We start from the raw sequence: 21,739 nt of genomic DNA, 5'->3' as shown, positions 1-21,739 counted from the left end.
ATGTTCAAATAAATACTCATGGCATATTTCTTGCCTTTAAAGTGTTTGCAAATGATATGCGTAACTAATATTACTCAATAAGGTCAAATAATGATCATACAGGATGTAACAATAATACCAAAACTTAATGATAATTTTGCCAGGATGTTAACTCCCGAGGCATTGGCTTTTTTTAAGACACTTGAGGTTGAGTTTGGACCACGCCGCAAAGAGCTTCTTAAGTTAAGGCAAGAAAAACAAAAACAATTTGATCAAGGACTCTATCCTAATTTCCTTAAAGAAACGGAGCATGTACGCGCCGGAAATTGGCAAGCTGCAGAAATCCCTTATGATTTACTCGACAGGCGTGTCGAGATTACTGGCCCTGTCGATCGCAAAATGATTATCAATGCGTTAAACAGCGGTGCAAAGGTGTTCATGGCTGATTTTGAAGATTCTAATTCGCCAACTTGGGATAATTGTATCCAAGGTCAACTTAATCTGTGTGATGCAGTTGATAAAACAATTGCTTTTCGAAATCCAGAAAACGATAAAGAATATAAACTTAACCCGATAACGGCAACATTAATGGTTAGACCGCGGGGCTGGCATCTTGATGAAGCGCATGTTCTGATTAACAATCAACCAGTATCAGCATCAATTTTTGATTTCAGCCTATTTTTTTATCACAACGCAAGAAAACTAATAGCGCAGGGCAGCGGGCCTTATTTTTATCTACCAAAAATAGAATCCCATTTAGAAGCCAGACTATGGAATGACATATTTTGCCGTGCCCAGCAACTGCTTAATATTTCACGCGGTACGATTAGAGCAACGGTATTAATCGAAACTATCAGTGCCGCATTTGAAATGGATGAGATTTTGTATGAATTAAAAGAGCATTCAGCCGGTTTAAATTGTGGACGTTGGGATTATATTTTTAGTTTTATTAAAAAATTCAGAAATCATTCCGAATTTGTTTTGCCTGATCGTCAGGAAGTCACAATGACTACTCATTTCCTTCAATCCTATGTTCATTTACTTATCGCAACCTGCCATCGAAGAGGTGTCCATGCAATGGGTGGAATGGCTGCACAAATTCCCATTAAAGGAGATGAAAAAGCAAACGATGAGGCTATGGAGAAGGTTCTTGCTGATAAAAAACGTGAAGCCAGTGCTGGCCACGATGGAACTTGGGTTGCGCATCCAGGATTAATTCCGATTGCGCTTAAAGCATTCGAGGAGTTAATGCCAGATGCAAATCAAATTCACAAACATCAGCCCATCCCTAACGTCACTCAAAGTGATTTACTAAAGGTTCCAGAAGGGAAAGTTACAGAGCAAGGTATAAGAAACAATATCAGCGTAGGTATTCAATACCTGTATTCTTGGCTTAAGGGAAATGGCTGTGTTCCTATCAATAATCTAATGGAAGACGCAGCAACTGCCGAAATTTGCCGCTCGCAATTATGGCAATGGCTAAAGTTTGCCGTCCGTCTGTCTGATGGACGAAAATTTGACAAAGATTTGTTCGATATTTTGGCAGCAGATGAGTTAGAAAAGATTAAAACTAAAATAACAAAAAAAGGATTGACGGACCCAGAACTAGGAAATGCATTTAAATTATTTGTTGGGATGATAACAAAAGATAATTTTGATGAGTTTCTAACCCTACCTGCATACCCAATGTTAGTTAACAACCAAAGGAAGGAATACCATGAACATGAACCAGCAAGAACAAATTAATCAGTTAAATAAAGATTGGAAATCGAATCTTCGCTGGGCAGGAATTCAGCGTCCTTACAGTACCGAAGAAGTTGTTAAACTAAGGCCATCCGTGAAAATAGAATATAGCTTAGCAAAATATGGTGCTGAAAAGTTATGGTCTATGTTACAAGAGAATACGCCTGTTACCGCTTTAGGTTGCCTTACAGGGAACCAGGCTGTCCAAGCTGTGCAAGCTGGTCTTAAAGCAATCTATTGTTCAGGATGGCAGGTTGCCGGAGATAACAACTCAGCAGGGCAGATGTATCCTGATCAAAGTTTATATCCTGTAGATTCAGTGCCTAAATTAGTTGAGTCAATCAACAATGCTTTAGTACGTACTGACGAAATTCATAGCCTTGATGGGGATCGTTCAACAAAATGGTATGCTCCCATCATTGCTGATGCTGAAGCCGGTTTTGGTGGTAATTTAAATGCTTTTGAATTAATGAAGCACATGATTAGAGCAGGGGCATCAGCAGTTCATTTTGAAGACCAGCTTTCGTCGGCTAAAAAATGTGGACATATGGGAGGCAAGGTTTTGATCCCAACTTCTGAGGCCATCCAAAAGTTGATCGCTGCTCGACTAGCTGCTGATATTTGTGCCGTCCCAACACTCATTATAGCGCGTACAGATGCCGATTCCGCTACATTAATAACTAGTGACTTTGATGAAAACGATCGTGTTTTTTTGACGGGTAAACGTTCTTCTGAAGGATTTTATTATGTAAAAAACGGTATTGAGCAAGCAATTAGTCGAGGTTTAGCTTATGCACCGTATGCGGATATGATTTGGTGTGAAACCTCAAAACCAAATATCCAACAAGCACGTCAATTTGCGGAGGCTATCCGTCAAAAATTTCCTAAAAAAATACTTTGCTACAATTGCTCACCTTCTTTCAATTGGCAGGCAAATTTAAAAGAGCAAGATCTTAGGACGTTTAGAGAACAACTTTTTGAGATGGGATATAAATATCAGTTTATTACCCTAGCAGGTTGGCATAGTCTGAATTTAGGTATGTTTGAAATTGCTAAAGCATATAAAGAAGAGGGAATGTTCGCATACTCACGCATGCAGCAAAAGGAGATGTCTCAAGAGGCCTTTGGTTTTAGAGCCACTAAACATCAGGCTTTTGTTGGTACAGGTTATTTTGATGCTGTGCAGAATACTATTATGCAAGGGGAAACTTCTACCACTGCCTTAGGTGGAAGCACAGAGCGTGAACAATTTGGTAAGAATTAAGTAATTAATATTATCAAGTTCAAAACGCAACGAGGCAATTTCTGAGTAGGTTGTGTTATTTGGCATAGATAGAACCAAATATCGAGCCGCACTAACCTACTCAATTATTCACTTCCAAAGGAGTTTAGCTATGGATAAAAAAAACACACCTAAATTAAATGTGGATGGCGACAAAATAAAAAAAGAAGCTGAAGAAAGCCTGGAGCACGCTGATGCGCTATATAAACATGTAAAAGAAAAGGCTAATGAATTTTACGAGGAAAGTAAAAAAACGGTCTGTCATGCGCAAGATAGCGTAAAAGAATGCACAGATAATCTTGTACAACACGTGAAAGAAAAACCGCTCACTTCATTACTGATCGCAGGTTGTATAGGCTTTATTATATCGTCTTTACTTAAAAAATAATGAAATTTTTTGAACACTTTAAAGGGCTTATTTCGAGTAAAACGGATTATGCTAAAGGAATATATGCTCTATTTAAGTTGGAAGCTAAACTAGCTGGATTAAACTTTTTACCCTTTCTTTTTGGCTTGATTGTTCTTTTAGCTCTAACAATTACAATTTGGCTAACACTAATGGTCTTGATCGGTTATGTAATAATCCATCTAACTAAACAACCTTTAACTGCTATGATTACAATATTATTGCTCAATTTGGCTTTAACCTTTTATTTCATCAATGATGTTAAGCAACGCTTAAAGCAAATGAGTTTTGCACGTACAAGAGATTGCCTTAGAACGCCTGAAGAAGGGGATGAAAGTGAATCAGAGGAAAGAGCTCTTGAAATCCATAGCCGAACTAGAGGCGAAGGTTAAGTTAGCTAAAAAAAATGAAACTAAGCACAGGTATTATTTTGCACAACTTATTGCCAAAAACCAGTATTTTTTAGTTGCAATGCTTCTTCCTGCTTTTCTCGGTGGCTGGCAAAGTGGCAAGCTAGCTCGAAAAGGTAGTCGATTCAAACAATTGAGTAAATACGGTTTTCTTACTTTTTTTAATTTGATCAAAAATTACAATAAATTAATTTGAAATGATTAATTATCAATATGTTAGAGGAAATAGCTCAAATCTCCACGCTTATATTGACTAAGGTTATAATTTGAGCACAAATTTTCTCACAAAATGTTATACTCAACAATTGATTAAAGAGGCTAACTATTATTTTACATTCATCAACGGGCTTTAAACCCAACTAAAACTGGAGATTCTGGATCGCTTTCCGCTGCAAGCTCTCTTAAATTATCGAGTTCTTTTGTCACGTTTGTGGAAAGATCTTGCACATAACGATATCTTCCTTTCGCTTGGTTGCCGTTACAGGGATCAAGGTACTCCTGGCAATACAAATGGATAGTTTCCAAGGCCTTAATTCTATCGGTAATGCCGCAGTCTGGCTTCAATTGTTTATAATCCATAATTGCATTTTTAATTTTTTTTGCCTGATCTGAGGTTTGTAACCCTTTAAAACCAAGATCCCAAAGAAGAATATGACCATGGTAGCTTTTTGTTACTGGTAAACTATTTTCTTGCTCTTTTCCATTTGGCCTGACATAGGCAAAATCACGACCATAAGCAACAGTTTCTCTTAAACTTTCAAAGCCAGAGTAATTCTTGATGATATGTTCATCCAATTTAACTGCAAGCTTCTTAATCGTATTGTTCACTGGATTGGTCTGCTGTGAATCGCAAAGAGTTACAATTTTTTCTAAAGCTAAGATTTTAGCTTGAGCCTCTAGGGCATACCGGTTTTTATCTACACTGGTTTGGACTTCTTCAAGGTTGATATAAGCTTCTAGTGCTTCCAACAGTGGCTCATCGTCGACCTTGGATAAAAGAGTCCTTAATTCTTCATAATTTTCTCGATATTCTTTGCTTCGGGAAAGTCTTTGTTTTCCTTGATTTAAGAGTGTGATTTTTTCTTTTGTATCCATTACCTTAGTTACTGCCTCACCATCTGAGGCAGCCAAAATACTTCTCATTTTTTGCCATGAGGTGGCCGTGACTGTATTTTTTAATTGTCCTTTCGCTGTGAATACCGAACCCACTTCGAGCATGTCGCTTGCTACTTCTTTCGTTTCTACAGTATCTGGAAAAATATTACTAACAACATTATTCCAAACATCACTCACCGTGTTGATTATTGATTTTGCCTTTAGGGAGCGAAATGAATTGGCTAGCTTTGCAAAAATAAGACCGCCAGCAAGATTTAAGGGAGAAAGTAGAACATCCGCAACAAACCATTTAACATCACTCGGATTAGGCCCACGTCCGTATCCAATTGCTTCATGGGCCATTTTTATTGCTGAAATAACAGTGGAAGTATAAGAAACAAAACTAATAGAACCTAAAATTCCTGCAGGGACAAGTAGCGGCGGAAAGGCAAACCCCATTATACCTAATATCGCTGCAGGAATGGCTGTAGCTAGCCCTATAAAAGAGGTTGTGGTTGCTACATCCTGAGCAATTGCATCTGTGATAGTCATTTTTTTTGCACCTTCATAATGGATATCAAGAAGGCGCTTTGAAAGAATTTCGAGTTGCTGTACTTTTTCTTTGGTATGTGGATCAGAGTTAGCTTTATCACGCAAGGCATAGCATTGCAACGTGATGTCTTTATGCGCTTGCAAGCACTCATAGCGGGTTTGCATATTAAGCAGGGAGGAGGTATCTAAAACTTTACGAAATTCGGCTCTAATTAAAGCAAAATCTTTCTCACTTTCCTCGGGACAATCAATGCTATCCAGCGTTTGATGAATCGCTTTTAATAAAGAGCGCTCTTTTAAAGTAGTAAGGTATTTTGTGTATTTTTTCTCAAAAGCCTTAATTTCTTCTTCTTGTTCAGGATGATCCTTTTTGGCTTTTGCAATTAACTGGGTTATCTCTTCTGAAGCTGACTTTTTATCTACAGTGGTGGTTATTTCAGTTTCAAAAAAGCGGGCACCAGACCATAATTCTGGATAATTTAGGATAGAATAATGTTCATTTTCTAATTGAGGATCAATACACACAGGAACATTCTTCTTCACCCAAGCCAAATGCTCTTGTTGAATTGATTCATCAATACTATCTAAACCACTCAGTGTGATAGTAGGCCAGAAAGGCAGCGCCATTTTTAAGGCCTCATATTAAGATCTACAAATTAATTATAGATTGAAAAGCTTAAGATAAGATTACTTAAACTTTTGATAGAGGAAAGATACTACAAAAATTATTTAAATAAATCGGCTAGTTGCTGGCGAAATTGCGGTCCGTAAAATACACCGCCAACAGGTACTTTTTGATCTAACGCTGCTGATACTTTATGTATCCATTCGGGGCCAAATCCGCCACATAGTTCAATCATCTGATAATCGTCTTTAACAAGTTCCTTTGCAATCTCAATAACTTGTTCTTTTTTACCCATGTCTATACCCACAGCTTTAAATCGGTAGCCATCCTTTTCAGTAAGAATCGTATTTGTTTCAGAAGAAAAACCTGGAGTTAAAAAAATAAAAGCAAATGATCTAAATTTCATCTATCGATACTCTTTGGTTAATTAAAATAGATTAACGTTCTAATAATAAAACAATTTTTCCAAAGAAAGGAAGATCTCATTGTACCAAGAAGCGTATGAGCTACACAATTTCATGACCTTCCAATGGTTCTTGTTGATAGATATTATAAGCAATGAGAAAAGCTGTTATCAGGTAGATAATATTAATTCCAACGTAGCAAATCATTGTGCCCATTAAACCAAGCCAAGAAATGAAAATGATGCAAGCGGCAATTTGTGCCAACAGAATATAAATTGTAAACTGTGCTCCAATTTTGCTTCCTTCACTCGAGTATTGAATCATGAGTGTTAAAGGCATAGATACAGCATAACAAATTAAATTAATTAATGAGATGTAGATATAAGGTAATACCTCAATAAAATTTGATTTAAATAAATATAAAATTTGTTCGGCGAAAATACCGATAACAGTCACAATTAAACAAGCAATTGCCAGGCAAATATAAATGTATTTTTTTGTAGTGTTTAGTAGACATTCTCTCCCCTGAGCAAAAGAAGCTGAAATTTCAGGTTTTATTAAAATATTGATAGGGCTTAATGCTGCAAATCCTAAAGAAATAATTGTAATTACGGCAGAAAATAAACCAACAATATAGGTATCTTTCTTTAACCATTCAGTAAGTAATAATGGTGTTACTGTAAAAGCATATCGATCGAGATTTTGTATGGTATAGCCAACTATTTTATTCTTCCAAGCAGTTGTTTTAATCTTAATATCATCCCTATGACCAACATGAAGCTTTAATTTTGTTTTCTGGTGAATTATGATAAATAATATCCCGATAACTATATAACTAAGAATAATAATTATCAGCATTATATGCGCAAAATACTGAGAATTATTGTGAAATAAAATGTCATTGAAATAGAGGTAAGTAAATACAGTAAATAGAAAGTAGAGGATGGTTTGTAACATATTTAAGATAACAGCCGTTCGCATGAAGCCTACCGCACGAAACAGTTGGATATAAATGTTATAAATTGAAACAACGATAGCGCCCCAAAGAAATAAGGTTATAAGATGACTAATATTAAATTGTTGGATATCTTCAAGTGAATAGCCGAGTGCAATAATTGCTGAACTTAAAAGAAGGCTACCAACAAAAAACGATAAGTAGATCGGTTGAAGAAAGTTTCTAATTGATATAGCCAGCGCGTGAATTTCGAGATGCTTTTTTTTGACATAGTATTTGGGTATAAAATGGGCAACGATAGAATCCAGTCCCATCGTCATTAATGTACCAATTAAAAATAGGGCGTTTACCGCAACGGTAAAGTCTCCAAAGGCCGATGTCCCAGCATGTCTTGCCACCATTAAGTTGATCAGAAATAGCATGAACTGATCGGCTATTAGCAGGAACAAATTAAATGCAAAGATCATTTGTTCTCTAAAATACTTGAGTTACGTTTAATATAGCAAAGATGGGAATGATAAGTTTAAATTGTATCCTTTAAACTTATCAACTTGAATATTCCTAAACTATGCTAGTCAGTTCTTCGCACGGGTTGGTATACTCTTAGTGATTAAAATTAATAAGATTAAGGATCTTTGATAATGGCTAAAAACAATTTTTTTAAACGAGAATGGAAAATTTTTAAAAAATTTTATAACCAATCTCCGGAAAATCGAATAGGTTTTTTTAACTTTTTGGCCTTTATTGTTATACCTATCATAGGGATGACAATCTTATATATCGTAGTTCGTGTTTTCTGGATAAAGTAAATTTAATTTCAGAGTAGATGTAAACCATAATTCCCATTATTAATCTAGTCCTGATGATAAATGTTAAATTAGTGTAGCATCGCTTTAGTTTAAAAACGGATCTATCGGAGTTTATTCAATAAATAAGATTGCTTTAAATTGTTTATTATTATCTGCAATGAACCCGAAACAAGTTAAATGCTAATCTAATCCCTGATTTATCTAAATTATGATTGGCAATTAAAATGCCAATTGTTCTTATAATACTCTTCGACCCGTAAATAATGGTTTCTTTTTACGGATATTCCTCCCCAAAAAATATAGCATAAACAAAATTTAAAGCGGATTATCTATGTTAAAGGAGTCCTAGCTGATTTCGGGGACTGGGAGGTCCCGGAATCTCTCATGAGATAGCGCGACCATCGATCATCTTCTGCTCGATGCACACATTGACAACAAATCTTATTTTACCTATACAATTTAAAATTAATTCATTATTGAAAAATACTATGGATCCACGAACTGTTGTAATTACTCATATAAAGATGCTCCATGGAGCGCCGAAAGAAGATATGTATAAGCATACAGATTCAATGTTTACTGATTCATCTCAAGTCCTAAAAACCAAAATAGCTGCTTCACAATTCGCGGTCGCGCAAGAGATTCTTAAGCACCCTCAAGCGGTTGTCGTTCAGGAAGGGCTTGATCATGAGCGCTCTTATGGAAACGATGAAATTGGTGAAGAAGAACTTAGTCTCTTTAGCAAGGAGACTTTTGACAATGATTTTGCAAAATTAACTTCTCAGCAAAGGGAAGTGTTGGTGAAACATCATGCTGCACCTATTCTATGTTCTCTCGGATTAATACCCAAAGTTTATCCCTCCATAGACCCTGATACATGGTCCCAACTTCATGAGGACATAGAGGCAGCAAAGAATAATATGGAGCAGCTTAAAGAAACTGAACAAAAATGGAGACCTCTGCGGGAAGCACAAGCGGTTGATCACTGTATCAAAGCAGCTCAAGATGCGGGAATGAATGATGTCTTATTAGTCTTTGGTGGCGGGCATGACTTTAGTAGAATAAAAACCGAAACCCCTACTATATACACAGCACCTATCGATTGCATCTCACCTATTTCTGAGGAAGAGGCTAGGCAATTAGCAAAGCCACAGCGTGTGGCTACCGAAAGCAGTAATGTCAATGTACTTCAAATAAATCAGTTTAAGAAGAATTTGAGTGATCTAAAAAAATTATTAGAATCTCCTGACGAAAAGGATGATGAGAAACCACCCCACCCGTAATTACAGAAAGAAGCAGGGGCAAGTCTTTTGATAATTCGGAGCTCCCAATCTGGGTTCTGACCATGGACTGCCAGCCTCGCTCGTGCCTCTCGCTTCCTTGGCTGCATCAAATCTCATCTAAGGCTCCATCTCTTTATTTTAGGGTATCTTAGGAAACGTTCGTTAATTCACCATGAAAAATTGATCATTATGTTCGTTCAGCAACGCTCGCTTTGAAAAGCAATTTTTTGCAACTATTTCCAAACAATTATCTCCTGACGCAATAAGAATCTTTTGCATGATGCGGATACCGATGATGTTAAAACAGAGTCGTTTAAAATCCGATCCATCTGGTGTTAAATTAAAACACGTTAAATTCAGTAATGGGTTTAATCGGTTTATATTCATTATCTAATACAGGCCAGCTTTCTTCATAAGGATTAACAAGGACTTTCTGGGCTTTCATGCTAACGCTCCATAATAGTTGCCAAATATAAAGTATTTAATCAACGTTATGAGCGTTCTGAACGATTGATTTATTTTGTCTGATTATCACAATAATCAGACTTATTTGGGATTGTTTTACCCGTATGGGTTTTAAGCTCTGTTCCTTGGTCATTGGTCTGATTATTGGAGTAATCAGCATTATCAGTGGAATCACAATCAAGAACCTCATAATCATTATCGACAAAATGGTGTGCAGCATTAGTTGCGCTTATATTATTAATATTATCTTTTATTTTTATATTTATATTATTATTAGATTCGGTTTTTCCACCGGGTGGAAAATCCACCTTCTGGGTTTTACCCTTTCTGGATTCACTAGAAGGTGGATTTTCCGCCTCCTGGTAATTAACAAGAATAATCTCCCATCTCATAATTTGACCTGTGGTCTCATTTCGAACAGCCGATTTTTTTATTAGTCCTTTTTCCCTCAAGTCGGCTAAACGTTTTTTAATAAAATCAAAGCCTTTATTAAAACGCGATTGAAGTTCTTTGTTATTAATTTCCCAGTTATCTGGTTTTGATGCGAGATAACAATAAATTCCGAGTGAAGCGGGATCGTCAATAATATCCATAGTTTGATTAATTATAGTTGTAAAGGATAAACCTGATTGCCTCAAAAATTGGGGCGTATTTTTTTTAATTGTCATTTAAAAAATCCTTCCTTACGGCATAAAACTTAAGTGAAAAAAATAGAGAAATACCAAAGGTAAAAATTTTGGCGCATGTGGATTGAATCGGTTTAATGGATGAAGTTTGAATAAATTTGAAAAACAATGAAAATAAAGATTTGAAATATGAATGTGTTATAGTTATATTTTGATTTACTACACATTCATTGTATAATGCGTTTGCGTTAATCATAAAAGCTTCCTTGGATTTTTGGTTAATGCGTTGTCGCCAAACATGAAAGCCTCCTTTGGAGTTTTTGCGTTTGCCGTGTGCGTTATGCATAAAAGCCCTTACTAGGTTTGAATGTGTGGCGCCTGTTATGTGAGGATTCGCGTAACACATCCTAAGTTAATAAACGCTTTGAATGAGTGATCTTGCCGGATGTGCATTCAAGCGGTGGTTTCTTTATAGAGGGGCTGGGATGCCTCTACTCTACTCAGAAAATTCTAGTAGCTGACTTGATTTTAAACATTCAAGGAACTGCGAGCTAGAAATGAGATCAATATACCTCTCCATCTCCAGCTAAGCAAGATTGATTTGTAATAGAATTGAATTATGAATCGCTTTGGGGCTTTGCATGACGTTCGTTTGCTTTAAAACGACCATTCGTCTTTTTTTCAATTAATAATTGCGTTGCATAGGGAATATACCCCTTCTTTCTCCAACCCTGATAAGTATTGAACCCGAATTTAAGATCGCGAGTTAATGCTGTCCATGATTTATAATATGCGTATAGTTCATCAAGTAACATAAAAAGATTGCCTTATGAAACTAACTTTGATAATTAACTAGTAAAGTTAATATTGATAGTTAATTCAATTAATAAATTCGTAATATTATTTTTAGGTAATAAAAACCTTTTTTTTGAATTTGTCAATTTTTTATTTCTTATCATGTAGTTTTTGTAAACAAAGATAAGATTAATAATACAAAGTGCAAAAAATAAACTTTTTATTAAAATTTTGCAAAGAACATGTAAGAACGATGAGGAATAAAATCTATGTATGATCAAAGAACTTGGATAACAACTGCCGAAGCCGCAAAGCTTCTAAAATGTACGCAACGTGCAATCGTTAAAATGATTACAGCAGGCAAACTCTCGGCAACACTTGAAAATAAGAAGTATTTTATCGAAAAGGCAGAGTTTTTTAGAGTGTTCCCATGGACATTGCCAGACCAAGAACGCGAAGGAAAAATAGAGAATTTTGACGAGAAAATTACAACAAAGCTACTCGAAGAAAAAAATAATTATCTGTTAGATATGATTAAAGAGAAAACCAAACAAATTGAGTTTTTAAAAGACCAATTGAACAATTTTTCGGAAGAGAAATCGAAAATGCTTGATGCTATCAATAGTCATGCACGGTTACTAGAACACAAAGAAAAGGTCGAAACGTCCTCTCAAGAGCAAAAAATCAAAAAATCAAAATGGTCAAAGTTGTTTTCTAAAAAAGATTAGCCTTCCTTTTTGTTTATAAAGTTATCAATTGATTCAATAAGCTGTTGCGCAATTACATTGATATTATCGGGGGTAAGAGGTTGATTATAGTAATCACTAAGATTACCTTTAATCACTGATGATAGTATATCCTTGTTTATCTTGATGTTATTTTGATCCGTCATGTTTGTATTTTTTATAAGCTTCTTGTTTTTCAAGTGTAAGACATAAGATCTAAGAGCTCAACGACTATTAACTAGCTTCGCTGAATAATACATAGTTTAAAAGACAACTTTTTTAATTAAAAAATTGATGTTATGTAGGAAATGTAAAATATGCAAGTCCAAAAACATTTTATATTTTCAGACGAGGTTCACCAAAGGATTAAGCCACATTATTGAAAATTGGCTTCTACCATTGAAAGTGAAGTAAATTTTTAGATACGTTTCGCGGGCATAGCTTCACGTGACTTCATTACTTATGCGGCGCCATACTTTAGCTTGGTTAATAAAGTTAAAGGAAAAAACATGCTGCAAAAACCCCTTTTAGTTTTTGGCTATGAAGAACTACCTATTAAACCGTTACCTTCACGCTCTTCATTGGCTCGTTGGGAATCTAAAGGTCTCTTCCCTAAACGAGTGCGTATTTCACCAAACCATGTTGGATGGAGAAGTGACGAGATATATCAGTGGTTAGAAGAGCGTTCAAATGAAAGATAGGAGACAAATGATGAGTGGAAGTAATAGAAGGCCACCGTTAGAGCCGATGGCCTCTAAAAATAACAAAGACTTGTTATGGAAGTTTACTGCTCAAAGCAGTAGAGATAATTCTAATAAAAAAATGTTAAAATAAACGATAATGTAATTAAGAAAACCCACCAAGGCTATGTTCAATGAGCATCCTCAAACCGGTGGGTTACTTTTTTATAAGCTGGAAAAATGAAGTTTAACAAGCCTTTCCTCTCTTTTACAGACTTATCCCCAATTTCTGGGGATAAAGGTGTTTATAATTTAGGATGGATCATTTTTATTTATAAATAGCAGTCCATTATGAATTATCTTCGTCCATATGGATTGTTAGTCGCATAAGTACTAGAGGAACTTCCATCAGAGTTGAATGTTATCGAGCCACCATTTCCTGCAGAAAAGGTACTAGAACTTTGCCCATTGGAATTAAATGTCGTAGAGCTTCTACCATAGGGATTATTATTATCGACCGTGCTAGAAATACTTCCATTGGAATTAAAAGTTGTGGAATTTGCCATTGCCAAGGAACTTGCTGCCAAACATGCTATAAATATTGTTTTTTTCATTATGAATCTCATTAAATATTTAACGTCCCTACACTTTTATTTTTATTATTTCCTGAAAATGTTTTTAAAGTAATCTAACCGAATAGGTGAGATGCCTTTATAATCGCGCCAACAATACTGACATATAAACCAAAAAATAAAATTAACGTCCATTTAAAATGCGAATCGGTTTTATCATCGAGTTTATCGAAACGCTTTTCAAAACGCTCCAAAGTTTTATTGATGTCACTAATTGTATGTTCAAGCAATGCCAATCTTGTGTCATCACTATAACTTGATTCTTGCTTTGTCTTTTTAGTCATCATGATTACCTCTTTCTAATACATTATTCTTTACTCAAGCGATAATTCATGGTCATGATACACCTTAAAACCAATGATAAGCCTTTCCTATTGCAGTTACTAGAACAGCTATTACGCCGCCGTAAAGACCAAGAAGCATGTTTATTGTAGTGCGATAATGAGAGTCTATTTTAGAATTTATAGAAGAATTTTGACCATCTATTTTAGAATTTATGGAAGAACTTTGAGAATCTATTTTAGAATTCATAGCTCCCCACTGCGAGTCAATTTTTTCTTCAAGTCGATCAAACCGCTTTTCAAAACGCTCTAATGTCTTATTGATATCATTAATAGTATGCTCAAGGAGAGCCAACCTAGTGTCTCCACTATAGCTGACTTCTGTGCTGCCCTTTTTATTTGTCATGGCCATATACCCTCACTTTACAGCTTAATTAAATTATATGACTTTTTCAGTAAACCGCTGCTCTATACTTCTTATTTTTCCTTTTAACAACCAATCTAACATCGTTTTCTCTCAATGTTTTCTAATCTTTTTTCCATTGCTTCCCTATCTAAATCAATAGGCATGTTAGCGCCAGTTATTTCGTTGATCTTTAACTGTTGCGTAACTGGAATAAAATTTTGCTTTTTCCATCTTGTGAATGCAGCAGTATGAGCCCCTATTTTTTTGCAAAGCTCATATCCACTTCTAAAATGTTTTAAAGCCTCATCAATAGTCATATTCAATACGTATTAGTTAATATTCGTGAAGTATATAAACATTAGCTATTCTGGTAAAGCAATAAATAAATTAGCTAGCAATTGACAGCTAACTAAGGTTTGCTATTATTACCTCATCAACTAACAATTCCCTATCTTCTTTATTAGCCTGTAAAGATGCTTTAGCATATTCGTGAGCATTATTTTCATTCTGCTGTTGGATTTCTAATTCTTTACCACGCATTACTAATTCTTTCTCTTGTACTGAAAGAAACCTTTCAAGTAATGCAGGATTAGGATGTTTATTATTGTTATTGTCGTTCATTTTGTTTACTTATAAAGAGGAATTTTGTAATGAACCAGTATTTTTCCAAAATGTTTGCTTCCTAATTTTGGTGGAATTATTTCAGAATGAGAAATATTTGATTTTTCCTTATTATCTAAATTCATTGATGGCCTTCTATTCAAAAGATGATTTTTTAATTTGAAACGAAAGTCATAATTAAATCCACTTTACCGCATGGGCAATAAGCCCTAGAACCCCTGCAAAAGCCGTAATAGTCCAAAAAAGATTATGTTTAATCTCTTTATGAACGTCTTTAAATTCTTGTCGAATACTCTTGAATTCATCATCAACTTTATCAAATTCATCATCAACTTTATCAAATTTATCATCAACTTTATCAAATCTACTTTCCATTTTAGAATCAAGAGATTTAATTGAATCCTTAAGATCACGTAATGATTCATAGATATAACCGATAGACTGCTCAAGTAATGCTATTCGTGTTTCTTCATTGACTGCATCATAATTTTTTTTAGACATCATAATTTCTCGCTCACAATATAGATATTTTTATTATAGTTCTTTACTTCTTAATCGGTCTCCTATCTGGACCAAACTCATCGGCTTTTAATTCGCCATTAGTTATTTTTTCTAATCTTAATTGTTGCGCTTGGGGGATCCATCCTTGTTTTTTCCAACGTGTAAAATTTTGAGGAGATACTCCTAGAGCCTTACATACTCCATAGGCACTTCCATATTTTTTTATTGATTCGTCTATTGTCATTTCATTTTTATGTTCGTTTTTATAGACGAAATATACATATATTTAATAAATACAACAATAGCAAATAAAAATTTAATAAACATATATTGACATGTAACATATGCTTATTATTTAATATCCTCATCAACTAACAGTGAGGTGTAAAAATGACTGTGATGATACGAAATGAAAGAAAATTTTATGTAAGTCAATACAATCCTTACAGCAGCGAATGGGCTGCTGTTTGTGAGAATTACGATGCAGAGTTCATTGATGATTCTTGGGTTTCTTCATATGCGATTGGGATAGGAAATACTCCAGACGAAGCAATTGACGATTTATTAAATCAAGAAAGTAATTAATTAAATTTAAAGTCAAGGTGTAAAAATGACTAACAAATATAAATACGATAACATGTGCATAAGTGTCAAAGGATTGACGTTCATGAATCATAAAATAAATATTTTTAATTATGCAGAAGAGCTTGTTGCTCACTACGCAAAATACAGATATGACCAATATGAATTGAGCTTATCTGATCTTCCCGAATCAAGCCTAAATGAATTAGCAAGACTTTATATTGAACATACAAATAGAGAAGTTAATGAGTGCATCAATGGCGATGATTTCTCAATAAATAACGATTTTACATGCGCTTTGCTCGCAATGCTTCAAGACGATTCACAAGAAAATCGTGAACGTTTCGCAGAAGTAACACGGAAAAATATTCTTACTTATTACAAAGAATCCTTACAAAAAGTTCTTGATGAAGCTTGTCAATTTTATCTCAACAACATGATGAATGAGCAAGGTTTATACGCTCGTTATGATCTGGAAAATGGCGATCTAATTTGGAGTAGATAATGAAATATGACTTTGTTACAGCCAAGGAAAGGCTAAATTTTAAAAAATATCGGATTTTCAAATTGTTTAAAAGATAAATACCTCATGCGTATAGCGCTGTGCGCATCGGGAATTTATTTAGCAGATCTTAAATGATCACATTATTTGAAACTTAGGAGTACTATCATGGCTTTACGAGCAAAAAAACCCGAAGCAATACAAAAACGTTTAAAAGCGTTATTTTACGGATCTGCCGGCGTTGGTAAAACAACCGCAGCAATCCAATTTCCAAAACCTTATCTTATTGACACAGAGAAAGGTGCTGAAAACGATCAATACACAAGGTTGCTTCAAAAATCAGGCGGCGTGGTGTTTCAAACTAATGATTTTTCAGAACTCATGACCGAAGTCAAAGCACTTCTTACAGAAAAACACGAATACAAAACATTAATCATTGACCCGCTAACTACTTTATATAATGATTTGCTCGATAAATCAGCATTAAAAAATGGCACAGAGTTTGGTAGACATTATTCAGATGCCAATAAACAAATAAAACATTTGCTCAATTTGCTTCTTCGTCTTGATATGAACGTAATCATAACAAGTCATGCTAAAAATGAGTATGGGCAAAATATGGCGGTTTTAGGACAAACTTTTGATTGCTACAAAAAATTAGATTATCTCTTTGACTTAGTTTTTGAAATTCAAAAACGCGGTAAAGATAGGATCGGAATAATTAAAAAATCACGTATAGAAGCTTTTCCAGATGGAGAACAATTTCCATTTTCTTATAATGAAATTGCTAAGCGTTATGGCAAAGAAGTGCTAGAACGTGATGCTATAGCGCAAAAATTAGCAGATAAAGAACAAATTATCGAAGTTAAGCGCTTAATTGATTTACTTAAAGTGCCTGAAGAGAAATATCAGAAATGGCTTGATAAAGCTAATGCTGAAACATTTGACGAAATGCCGTTTGATGCCATGGAAAAAGTGATTGATTATTTACAAGAGCTTATTAAAGGAGAAGCTGCATGAGATTTACGCCAAAAACAGAAGAGGAATTGCAATTAATGACGTTATTAGAGCCTGGAATTTATCAATTCCAGGTTTCAACAGCTACTAACGAAATGTCAAAAAGTGGCAATGAAATGATTAAATTAACGCTTAACATTTGGGATAAAGACGGAAGACTGCATTTTATCTATGATTATTTACTTGAGGCGATGGGATATAAGTTAAGACATTTTTGCGAAACAACAGGACTTATTGATAAATATGATCACGGAGAAATAAATGTAACTGATTGTATCAATCGTCAGGGCTATGTTGAATTAGCAATTCAAGAAGGGAAATTGAAAGACAATGGCGAACGCTACCCAAGTCGAAATTCAGTCAAAGATTATATTAAAAAATCAAAGGTCGAATCGGCTAATGATTTAAATGATGATATACCATTTTAAATAAATTTATTATTTTATTACTTAGGAAATAAAAATGAAATCATACAATCATGAATGGGTAATTGTAAGAACTTATAGTGCTGGAGTATTTTTTGGTCAAATTGAATCAAGAGATGGACAAGAAGTTGTTTTGAAAAATGCAAGAAGATTGTGGTATTGGGACGGAGCAGCATCATTAAGTCAATTGGCCATGGAGGGTGTTAAAAGACCTCAAAATTGCAAGTTTCCTTGCGCTGTAGATCGTATCGAATTGCTAGAAGCTATAGAAATAATAAATACAACTGTACAGGCAAAAAAATCAATTGATGAAGTGCCCATTTGGAAAGTAAATTTATGATGAAAAAAAATAATAATTTAATTAATTTCTATGGCTCGGGCTCGATCTCGAGCGATGGCTCGGGTGATGGCTCGGGCTTTGGCTCGGAAGATGGCTTTGGCTGGGGCTATGGCTCTGGCGATGGCTTTGGCTCGGAAGATGGCTTTGGCTTGGGTTTTGGCTGGGACGATGGCTTTGGCTTGAGCTTTGGCTGGGACGATGGCTTTGGCTCGGGCTTTGGCTGGGACGATGGCTTTGGCTCGGGCTTTGGCTGGGACGATGGCTTTGGCTCGGGCTTTGGCTCTGGCGATGGCTTTGGCTCGGGTGATGGCTCGGGCTATGGCTAAGACTCGGTCAATGTCCATAATGATATTGATAGTCATGGTTTTGGATATGGTTAATTATTCAAAACAATACCACTTTATTTGTTCAATGGCTTCATCAATAGAATAACAAACGGCAGCATAATAATTTTGCTGCCTCATGTCATTCATAAATGAACGTTGATGACAGCTTAATTTTCCATTTTTGCTTTTAAGTTCAATCCAAGCTCCATGGAATCCATGGCGAGGCATTGCAATAAATAAATCAAAAACACCCCGTTTTAATCCTAAGTCTTTTAAAAGTTTTCCGAAATACCATGTGCGCTTTCCTTCGTTCGGAAAATGCATAATTAAATTTTTAATTGAAGGATGTAGGTTGATCCATTGGATGACTGTTTTATGAATATGTTCTTCTGAAATATCACCTGATTTAAGAACTTTACTCATTCGCTCTTTTTAACCACCCTTTTTCAAATTTTTTTAATTGAGGTTTATTTTTAATAATCAATTCATAAACATGTACTGCTTGTTTTCTTATATTATTAAGCAAAAGTTCGTCTTTATTATCAATATGTAATGAGTTTACTGCATAAATCGTTTTTTGGCCTAAAATCCCATCTTCTTTTAAATTAAAACCATAAGCGCAAGCATTAATTGCTCGTTGTAAAATAATGGTTGATTCGTAAGTTCCAAGATTCACGCATAAATCAAACAACTTAATAGCTATTTTTTGGCTATTTATATCATCATAATGATTGCTATCCCATTTGTATTTATAATATTTATAGGCATCTTCAATAGTCAAATTTTTGACATCTTTTGGCACCCTTAATGATTTATGGCAAGATTCTAATTCTTTTTGTGTAATGCCATAATTTGTTGCACCGCCTGGATCGTCTAAATCATCACTATAACCGCCTTCATTTTTTAAGACATAATGAAATGCATAATCAAAATTATTTACTGTCATGCAACAACCGGCGCTATTAAACTAATATGATTATTCGCTGTGGAAACTGCAAGGATTACTAATCCTTCCGTGACTTTAACTAATGCCATTAATTCATCTGTATAATTTAAAGTTGTTTCATTATCTAAATAGCCTTGAGTCATCACAGTTGCTAAAGAATCATCCGTTTTAATATAAATCCAACAAGGTCTAATATTGCCAATGTTCCAATATTCACCTGATGCATTAACAGAAATAATTGCCATATAATTTCCTTAAGAATATTCCCAAACTATAATTAAACCATCTGCACCATTACCGCCATTTTGACTGGTACTTGTTGCTAGTCCACCTAACGCACCACCACCACCTGACCCGTAACTTTGTCCAGCCGTACCATTTGCTGTTGTATTTCCTTGACTTGTAGACCCCCGTCCATACATCGAACTACCGCCAGCCCCGGCTGCCGTTACGCCTGTAATATTAAAACCATTACCACCTGCCCCACCTGTTATATTAATATCACCACCGGAAGCACTGCCGCCCTGTCGTCCAAATGTAATACCAGTAGAACTTGTAGATATACCGCCTGCTAAATTTCCGCCAACACCGCCATTGGCTGTCATAACATCAAATGTTGTATTTCCCCCGTTTGTGCCATTATTAGCTCCAACACCGCCAGCACCTCCCGTACCGACTGTATAAGTATAACTAGCAGCCGCTGAGGAATAATATTTGCGACAATAACCGCCACCGCCGCCACCACTAGCTACAGCTATCGTTGTAGAACCTGCAGTTATTCCACCACCACCGCCACCGCCGCCCACACATTCAACAACTATTGATGTTACATTGGCAGGTTTAGTATAAGTTGCTGCTGTTCCTGTAGTAAAAATTTGGACGCTTCTTAGGCCTCCAGTATGGGTGCAATTAGTTAAATTGCCGCTGGTTGGTGTTCCGAGTAATGGTGTAACTAAATTTGCGCTTGTTGAACCTACAAAAGAACCAGTTCCTGTTTGACCTGACAAACTAGTATTAACTGCGTTATTAGTTGCCATAATATTAAAATCCTTATGCTATTGTAAGTCCTGAAGATTGAGGAGCTGATGCTACAGTCCATTCTGTATTTGCTGTAGTGCAAATCATATAAAATGAATCTTTGGCATTGGTTGAAGCTACAGAGCCGCCAGATGTTGTTGTTGAACTGCCTACTACGATAGTCTGACCTACGCCACACTGAACCTTCCAGCCACCTGCGCCTTTACCAATAATGTCTATTTCATCACCTACAGCGCTTGTGGCTGGTAAAGTTAAAGTAACAAGACCTGCATTATTTGCAATATACCCGTTGTTTGAAAGCATGGCCTGTGAAGTTCCAGTAACTGTTGTCCAGCTAAAACCAGCCAGCCCTGTCGCTGAAATAGTTATAGAACCAGCCCCGTTTGAAATTGAAATATTAGAGCCAGCCGTTAAAGTTGTTCTAGATGGAGGGTTGCCTGTATTACCTACCCATAACTCACCATTGGTCAAAGGCGTGCTATTTTCAGTGCCGCCATTTGCTTGAGTTAATGGATTGGTTAATGTTAATGCATTAAAAGTTGGCGAGCTTGTCGTAGCAATATCCTGCGGAGTACTTAAAGTTACTGCCCCTGTGGATGATGAAGCAATAACTTGGTTTGCTGTGCCTGTAATCGATGCTACGCCGCCTCCTGATGCAGAAAGAGCAGCATACCAAGACGATGCACTTGTTCCAGAATTTAAAATACAAGTTATTAATGCACGTTGGCCTGACGCTAATGTCGTAATTGTATTTAAACCTGATGATTGTATAGTTACTGTTCCAGTTGATTCGTTAACTATAGACCAAGTTATTCCCTGTGCTAATGTACTTGTAACCGGCATAACAACCGTTTGGTTTAATGTGCCAGTAAAAAATTGCCAGTAGTTACTTTCAATGGTTAATGTTGTTGTTCCGTTAGCGGTTGCTGTTGTTGTATATCCGCTATTGACGTTTGCGCGTGTCCATACTGCGGTAGATGAAGTTCCAGATGTCGTGCAAATCCACAATAGATCGTTTAATGTATCCCAACAAAATTGATACGTAGTGCCAGCCAAAGAACCGTTTGGATTTCCCGAATTAAATAGAATAATATTCGATTGAAATAAGTTATAAACTTGCTGCAATGATTCTTGAACAGATAAACCAAGATTAGATGGACTTACATACCCTTGAACTGCGCAAATAATATCCGACATTGTAGCGTTTGATACGGTGGGTAGTTCCGTGAACATTTCTTCAGTTGTTGCGGCCATTTAAAAAATCCTTTTTTACAGACAGCGTTAAATC

At 35.6% G+C, this 21,739-nt stretch carries 30 protein-coding genes; 14 read left to right on the top strand and 16 right to left on the bottom strand.

Annotated elements, in window-relative coordinates:
- Positions 1–90 precede the first annotated feature (90 nt).
- From aceB to LMI_RS07940, 5 genes are all read left to right on the top strand, one after another.
- Positions 91–1,725, top strand: a complete 1,635-nt coding sequence (aceB, locus tag LMI_RS07960) for a malate synthase A (RefSeq protein ID WP_045099322.1) — start codon at positions 91–93, stop codon at positions 1,723–1,725.
- Positions 1,697–2,986 (top strand): isocitrate lyase, encoded by a 1,290-nt coding sequence (aceA, locus tag LMI_RS07955; RefSeq protein ID WP_197540456.1) that lies wholly within the window; start codon positions 1,697–1,699, stop codon positions 2,984–2,986. Before aceB ends, aceA begins: the two co-directional genes overlap by 29 nt.
- 130 nt (positions 2,987–3,116) lie before the next feature.
- On the top strand, positions 3,117–3,392 hold the full coding sequence (locus LMI_RS07950) for a hypothetical protein (protein WP_052679495.1): 276 nt from the start codon (positions 3,117–3,119) through the stop codon (positions 3,390–3,392).
- A complete protein-coding gene (locus tag LMI_RS07945) occupies positions 3,392–3,802 on the top strand; it encodes a hypothetical protein (protein ID WP_045099321.1) in 411 nt (136 codons plus the stop codon). The genes LMI_RS07950 and LMI_RS07945 overlap by 1 nt, the downstream gene beginning before the upstream one ends.
- Entirely contained in the window at positions 3,768–4,016 is a 249-nt protein-coding gene (locus LMI_RS07940; RefSeq protein ID WP_045099320.1) for a hypothetical protein, read from the top strand. The genes LMI_RS07945 and LMI_RS07940 overlap by 35 nt, the downstream gene beginning before the upstream one ends.
- Positions 4,017–4,159: 143 nt before the next feature.
- On the opposite strand, the gene LMI_RS07935 is transcribed toward LMI_RS07940, so the two are convergent.
- The 3 genes from LMI_RS07935 to LMI_RS07925 all read right to left on the bottom strand — a co-directional run bounded on the left by LMI_RS07935 (position 4,160) and on the right by LMI_RS07925 (position 7,918).
- Complete coding sequence (locus LMI_RS07935; protein WP_052679494.1) at positions 4,160–6,094, bottom strand: hypothetical protein; 1,935 nt, start codon at positions 6,092–6,094, stop codon at positions 4,160–4,162.
- Between the two features lie 98 nt (positions 6,095–6,192).
- Positions 6,193–6,498 (bottom strand): DUF6506 family protein, encoded by a 306-nt coding sequence (locus tag LMI_RS07930; RefSeq protein WP_045099319.1) that lies wholly within the window; start codon positions 6,496–6,498, stop codon positions 6,193–6,195.
- A 100-nt stretch (positions 6,499–6,598) separates the two neighbouring features.
- Positions 6,599–7,918, bottom strand: coding sequence for a lipopolysaccharide biosynthesis protein (locus tag LMI_RS07925; protein WP_045099318.1), 1,320 nt, complete (start codon positions 7,916–7,918; stop codon positions 6,599–6,601).
- 893 nt (positions 7,919–8,811) lie between these two features.
- On the opposite strand from LMI_RS07925, the gene LMI_RS07920 reads away from it, so the two are divergent.
- Complete coding sequence (locus LMI_RS07920) at positions 8,812–9,543, top strand: hypothetical protein (RefSeq protein WP_156875417.1); 732 nt, start codon at positions 8,812–8,814, stop codon at positions 9,541–9,543.
- Between the two features lie 515 nt (positions 9,544–10,058).
- On the opposite strand, the gene LMI_RS07915 is transcribed toward LMI_RS07920, so the two are convergent.
- Together LMI_RS07915 and LMI_RS07905 are read right to left on the bottom strand one after the other, a co-directional pair.
- A complete protein-coding gene (locus LMI_RS07915; RefSeq protein WP_045099316.1) occupies positions 10,059–10,676 on the bottom strand; it encodes a hypothetical protein in 618 nt (205 codons plus the stop codon).
- Positions 10,677–11,251: 575 nt separating this feature from the next.
- Positions 11,252–11,449 (bottom strand): hypothetical protein, encoded by a 198-nt coding sequence (locus tag LMI_RS07905; RefSeq protein ID WP_045099314.1) that lies wholly within the window; start codon positions 11,447–11,449, stop codon positions 11,252–11,254.
- A gap of 249 nt (positions 11,450–11,698) precedes the next feature.
- On the opposite strand from LMI_RS07905, the gene LMI_RS07900 reads away from it, so the two are divergent.
- Both LMI_RS07900 and LMI_RS07895 read left to right on the top strand, forming a co-directional pair.
- A complete protein-coding gene (locus LMI_RS07900) occupies positions 11,699–12,157 on the top strand; it encodes a helix-turn-helix domain-containing protein (protein ID WP_045099313.1) in 459 nt (152 codons plus the stop codon).
- Positions 12,158–12,663: 506 nt separating this feature from the next.
- Complete coding sequence (locus LMI_RS07895; protein WP_045099312.1) at positions 12,664–12,855, top strand: helix-turn-helix transcriptional regulator; 192 nt, start codon at positions 12,664–12,666, stop codon at positions 12,853–12,855.
- Positions 12,856–13,522: 667 nt separating this feature from the next.
- On the opposite strand, the gene LMI_RS07890 is transcribed toward LMI_RS07895, so the two are convergent.
- The 6 genes from LMI_RS07890 to LMI_RS07865 form a co-directional block, all read right to left on the bottom strand.
- Positions 13,523–13,753, bottom strand: a complete 231-nt coding sequence (locus LMI_RS07890) for a hypothetical protein (protein WP_045099311.1) — start codon at positions 13,751–13,753, stop codon at positions 13,523–13,525.
- Positions 13,754–13,814: 61 nt separating this feature from the next.
- Complete coding sequence (locus LMI_RS07885) at positions 13,815–14,153, bottom strand: SlyX family protein (protein ID WP_143001038.1); 339 nt, start codon at positions 14,151–14,153, stop codon at positions 13,815–13,817.
- Positions 14,154–14,248: 95 nt separating this feature from the next.
- Complete coding sequence (locus LMI_RS07880) at positions 14,249–14,470, bottom strand: hypothetical protein (RefSeq protein ID WP_045099309.1); 222 nt, start codon at positions 14,468–14,470, stop codon at positions 14,249–14,251.
- Between the two features lie 88 nt (positions 14,471–14,558).
- The gene (locus LMI_RS07875; protein WP_045099308.1) at positions 14,559–14,774 is read right to left on the bottom strand and encodes a hypothetical protein; all 216 of its coding nucleotides are present in this window, start codon (positions 14,772–14,774) and stop codon (positions 14,559–14,561) included.
- 177 nt (positions 14,775–14,951) lie between these two features.
- Positions 14,952–15,278: a hypothetical protein gene (locus LMI_RS07870; RefSeq protein ID WP_058393258.1), complete on the bottom strand. Its 327-nt coding sequence runs from the start codon at positions 15,276–15,278 to the stop codon at positions 14,952–14,954.
- A 40-nt stretch (positions 15,279–15,318) separates the two neighbouring features.
- Positions 15,319–15,519 (bottom strand): Cro/CI family transcriptional regulator, encoded by a 201-nt coding sequence (locus LMI_RS07865; protein WP_045099306.1) that lies wholly within the window; start codon positions 15,517–15,519, stop codon positions 15,319–15,321.
- Positions 15,520–15,665: 146 nt separating this feature from the next.
- Here LMI_RS07865 and LMI_RS07860 point away from each other — a divergent pair, with 146 nt between their 5' ends.
- The 6 genes from LMI_RS07860 (at position 15,666) to LMI_RS15335 (ending at position 18,467) form a co-directional block, all read left to right on the top strand.
- On the top strand, positions 15,666–15,860 hold the full coding sequence (locus LMI_RS07860) for a hypothetical protein (protein ID WP_045099305.1): 195 nt from the start codon (positions 15,666–15,668) through the stop codon (positions 15,858–15,860).
- A gap of 82 nt (positions 15,861–15,942) precedes the next feature.
- On the top strand, positions 15,943–16,362 hold the full coding sequence (locus LMI_RS07855) for a hypothetical protein (RefSeq protein ID WP_045099304.1): 420 nt from the start codon (positions 15,943–15,945) through the stop codon (positions 16,360–16,362).
- 165 nt (positions 16,363–16,527) lie between these two features.
- Entirely contained in the window at positions 16,528–17,379 is an 852-nt protein-coding gene (locus LMI_RS07850) for an AAA family ATPase (RefSeq protein ID WP_045099303.1), read from the top strand.
- Positions 17,376–17,804 (top strand): DUF669 domain-containing protein, encoded by a 429-nt coding sequence (locus LMI_RS07845; RefSeq protein ID WP_045099302.1) that lies wholly within the window; start codon positions 17,376–17,378, stop codon positions 17,802–17,804. Before LMI_RS07850 ends, LMI_RS07845 begins: the two co-directional genes overlap by 4 nt.
- A 34-nt stretch (positions 17,805–17,838) precedes the next feature.
- The gene (locus LMI_RS07840; protein WP_045099301.1) at positions 17,839–18,141 is read left to right on the top strand and encodes a DUF6948 domain-containing protein; all 303 of its coding nucleotides are present in this window, start codon (positions 17,839–17,841) and stop codon (positions 18,139–18,141) included.
- Positions 18,138–18,467, top strand: a complete 330-nt coding sequence (locus LMI_RS15335) for a hypothetical protein (protein WP_045099300.1) — start codon at positions 18,138–18,140, stop codon at positions 18,465–18,467. Before LMI_RS07840 ends, LMI_RS15335 begins: the two co-directional genes overlap by 4 nt.
- Before the next feature lie 54 nt (positions 18,468–18,521).
- Here LMI_RS15335 and LMI_RS07830 read toward each other — a convergent pair whose 3' ends face one another.
- The 5 genes from LMI_RS07830 to LMI_RS07810 are packed head-to-tail and all read right to left on the bottom strand — an operon-like array spanning position 18,522 to position 21,705.
- Complete coding sequence (locus LMI_RS07830) at positions 18,522–18,890, bottom strand: VRR-NUC domain-containing protein (protein ID WP_052679493.1); 369 nt, start codon at positions 18,888–18,890, stop codon at positions 18,522–18,524.
- Positions 18,883–19,413 carry a glycoside hydrolase family 108 protein gene (locus LMI_RS14900; protein ID WP_052679492.1) on the bottom strand — a complete coding sequence of 177 codons (531 nt, stop codon included), beginning with the start codon at positions 19,411–19,413 and terminating at the stop codon, positions 18,883–18,885. Before LMI_RS14900 ends, LMI_RS07830 begins: the two co-directional genes overlap by 8 nt.
- Positions 19,410–19,658: a hypothetical protein gene (locus tag LMI_RS07820; RefSeq protein ID WP_045099299.1), complete on the bottom strand. Its 249-nt coding sequence runs from the start codon at positions 19,656–19,658 to the stop codon at positions 19,410–19,412. Before LMI_RS07820 ends, LMI_RS14900 begins: the two co-directional genes overlap by 4 nt.
- A 9-nt stretch (positions 19,659–19,667) precedes the next feature.
- A complete protein-coding gene (locus LMI_RS14895) occupies positions 19,668–20,450 on the bottom strand; it encodes a glycine-rich domain-containing protein (RefSeq protein ID WP_052679491.1) in 783 nt (260 codons plus the stop codon).
- Positions 20,451–20,463: 13 nt separating this feature from the next.
- Positions 20,464–21,705, bottom strand: a complete 1,242-nt coding sequence (locus LMI_RS07810) for a hypothetical protein (RefSeq protein WP_045099298.1) — start codon at positions 21,703–21,705, stop codon at positions 20,464–20,466.
- Between the last annotated feature and the right edge of the window lie 34 nt (positions 21,706–21,739).

It is taken from the genome of Legionella micdadei, from assembly GCF_000953635.1.
Lineage (GTDB): Bacteria > Pseudomonadota > Gammaproteobacteria > Legionellales > Legionellaceae > Tatlockia > Tatlockia micdadei.
The sequence above is the reverse complement of the archived record's forward strand: the minus strand, read 5'-3'. Positions and strand labels throughout refer to the sequence as shown.

Excerpts from the sequence above, each read along its gene's own strand:
- aceB (WP_045099322.1), top strand. The coding sequence starts at position 91 with ATGATCATACAGGATGTAACAATAATACCAAAACTTAATGATAATTTT.
- aceA (WP_197540456.1), top strand. The coding sequence starts at position 1,697 with ATGAACATGAACCAGCAAGAACAAATTAATCAGTTAAATAAAGATTGG.
- LMI_RS07950 (WP_052679495.1), top strand. The coding sequence starts at position 3,117 with ATGGATAAAAAAAACACACCTAAATTAAATGTGGATGGCGACAAAATA.
- LMI_RS07945 (WP_045099321.1), top strand. The coding sequence starts at position 3,392 with ATGAAATTTTTTGAACACTTTAAAGGGCTTATTTCGAGTAAAACGGAT.
- LMI_RS07935 (WP_052679494.1), bottom strand. The coding sequence starts at position 6,094 with ATGGCGCTGCCTTTCTGGCCTACTATCACACTGAGTGGTTTAGATAGT.
- LMI_RS07930 (WP_045099319.1), bottom strand. The coding sequence starts at position 6,498 with ATGAAATTTAGATCATTTGCTTTTATTTTTTTAACTCCAGGTTTTTCT.
- LMI_RS07925 (WP_045099318.1), bottom strand. The coding sequence starts at position 7,918 with ATGATCTTTGCATTTAATTTGTTCCTGCTAATAGCCGATCAGTTCATG.
- LMI_RS07920 (WP_156875417.1), top strand. The coding sequence starts at position 8,812 with ATGTATAAGCATACAGATTCAATGTTTACTGATTCATCTCAAGTCCTA.
- LMI_RS07915 (WP_045099316.1), bottom strand. The coding sequence starts at position 10,676 with ATGACAATTAAAAAAAATACGCCCCAATTTTTGAGGCAATCAGGTTTA.
- LMI_RS07905 (WP_045099314.1), bottom strand. The coding sequence starts at position 11,449 with ATGTTACTTGATGAACTATACGCATATTATAAATCATGGACAGCATTA.
- LMI_RS07900 (WP_045099313.1), top strand. The coding sequence starts at position 11,699 with ATGTATGATCAAAGAACTTGGATAACAACTGCCGAAGCCGCAAAGCTT.
- LMI_RS07895 (WP_045099312.1), top strand. The coding sequence starts at position 12,664 with ATGCTGCAAAAACCCCTTTTAGTTTTTGGCTATGAAGAACTACCTATT.
- LMI_RS07890 (WP_045099311.1), bottom strand. The coding sequence starts at position 13,753 with ATGATGACTAAAAAGACAAAGCAAGAATCAAGTTATAGTGATGACACA.
- LMI_RS07885 (WP_143001038.1), bottom strand. The coding sequence starts at position 14,153 with ATGACAAATAAAAAGGGCAGCACAGAAGTCAGCTATAGTGGAGACACT.
- LMI_RS07880 (WP_045099309.1), bottom strand. The coding sequence starts at position 14,470 with ATGACTATTGATGAGGCTTTAAAACATTTTAGAAGTGGATATGAGCTT.
- LMI_RS07875 (WP_045099308.1), bottom strand. The coding sequence starts at position 14,774 with ATGAACGACAATAACAATAATAAACATCCTAATCCTGCATTACTTGAA.
- LMI_RS07870 (WP_058393258.1), bottom strand. The coding sequence starts at position 15,278 with ATGATGTCTAAAAAAAATTATGATGCAGTCAATGAAGAAACACGAATA.
- LMI_RS07865 (WP_045099306.1), bottom strand. The coding sequence starts at position 15,519 with ATGACAATAGACGAATCAATAAAAAAATATGGAAGTGCCTATGGAGTA.
- LMI_RS07860 (WP_045099305.1), top strand. The coding sequence starts at position 15,666 with ATGACTGTGATGATACGAAATGAAAGAAAATTTTATGTAAGTCAATAC.
- LMI_RS07855 (WP_045099304.1), top strand. The coding sequence starts at position 15,943 with ATGAATCATAAAATAAATATTTTTAATTATGCAGAAGAGCTTGTTGCT.
- LMI_RS07850 (WP_045099303.1), top strand. The coding sequence starts at position 16,528 with ATGGCTTTACGAGCAAAAAAACCCGAAGCAATACAAAAACGTTTAAAA.
- LMI_RS07845 (WP_045099302.1), top strand. The coding sequence starts at position 17,376 with ATGAGATTTACGCCAAAAACAGAAGAGGAATTGCAATTAATGACGTTA.
- LMI_RS07840 (WP_045099301.1), top strand. The coding sequence starts at position 17,839 with ATGAAATCATACAATCATGAATGGGTAATTGTAAGAACTTATAGTGCT.
- LMI_RS15335 (WP_045099300.1), top strand. The coding sequence starts at position 18,138 with ATGATGAAAAAAAATAATAATTTAATTAATTTCTATGGCTCGGGCTCG.
- LMI_RS07830 (WP_052679493.1), bottom strand. The coding sequence starts at position 18,890 with ATGAGTAAAGTTCTTAAATCAGGTGATATTTCAGAAGAACATATTCAT.
- LMI_RS14900 (WP_052679492.1), bottom strand. The coding sequence starts at position 19,413 with ATGACAGTAAATAATTTTGATTATGCATTTCATTATGTCTTAAAAAAT.
- LMI_RS07820 (WP_045099299.1), bottom strand. The coding sequence starts at position 19,658 with ATGGCAATTATTTCTGTTAATGCATCAGGTGAATATTGGAACATTGGC.
- LMI_RS14895 (WP_052679491.1), bottom strand. The coding sequence starts at position 20,450 with ATGGCAACTAATAACGCAGTTAATACTAGTTTGTCAGGTCAAACAGGA.
- LMI_RS07810 (WP_045099298.1), bottom strand. The coding sequence starts at position 21,705 with ATGGCCGCAACAACTGAAGAAATGTTCACGGAACTACCCACCGTATCA.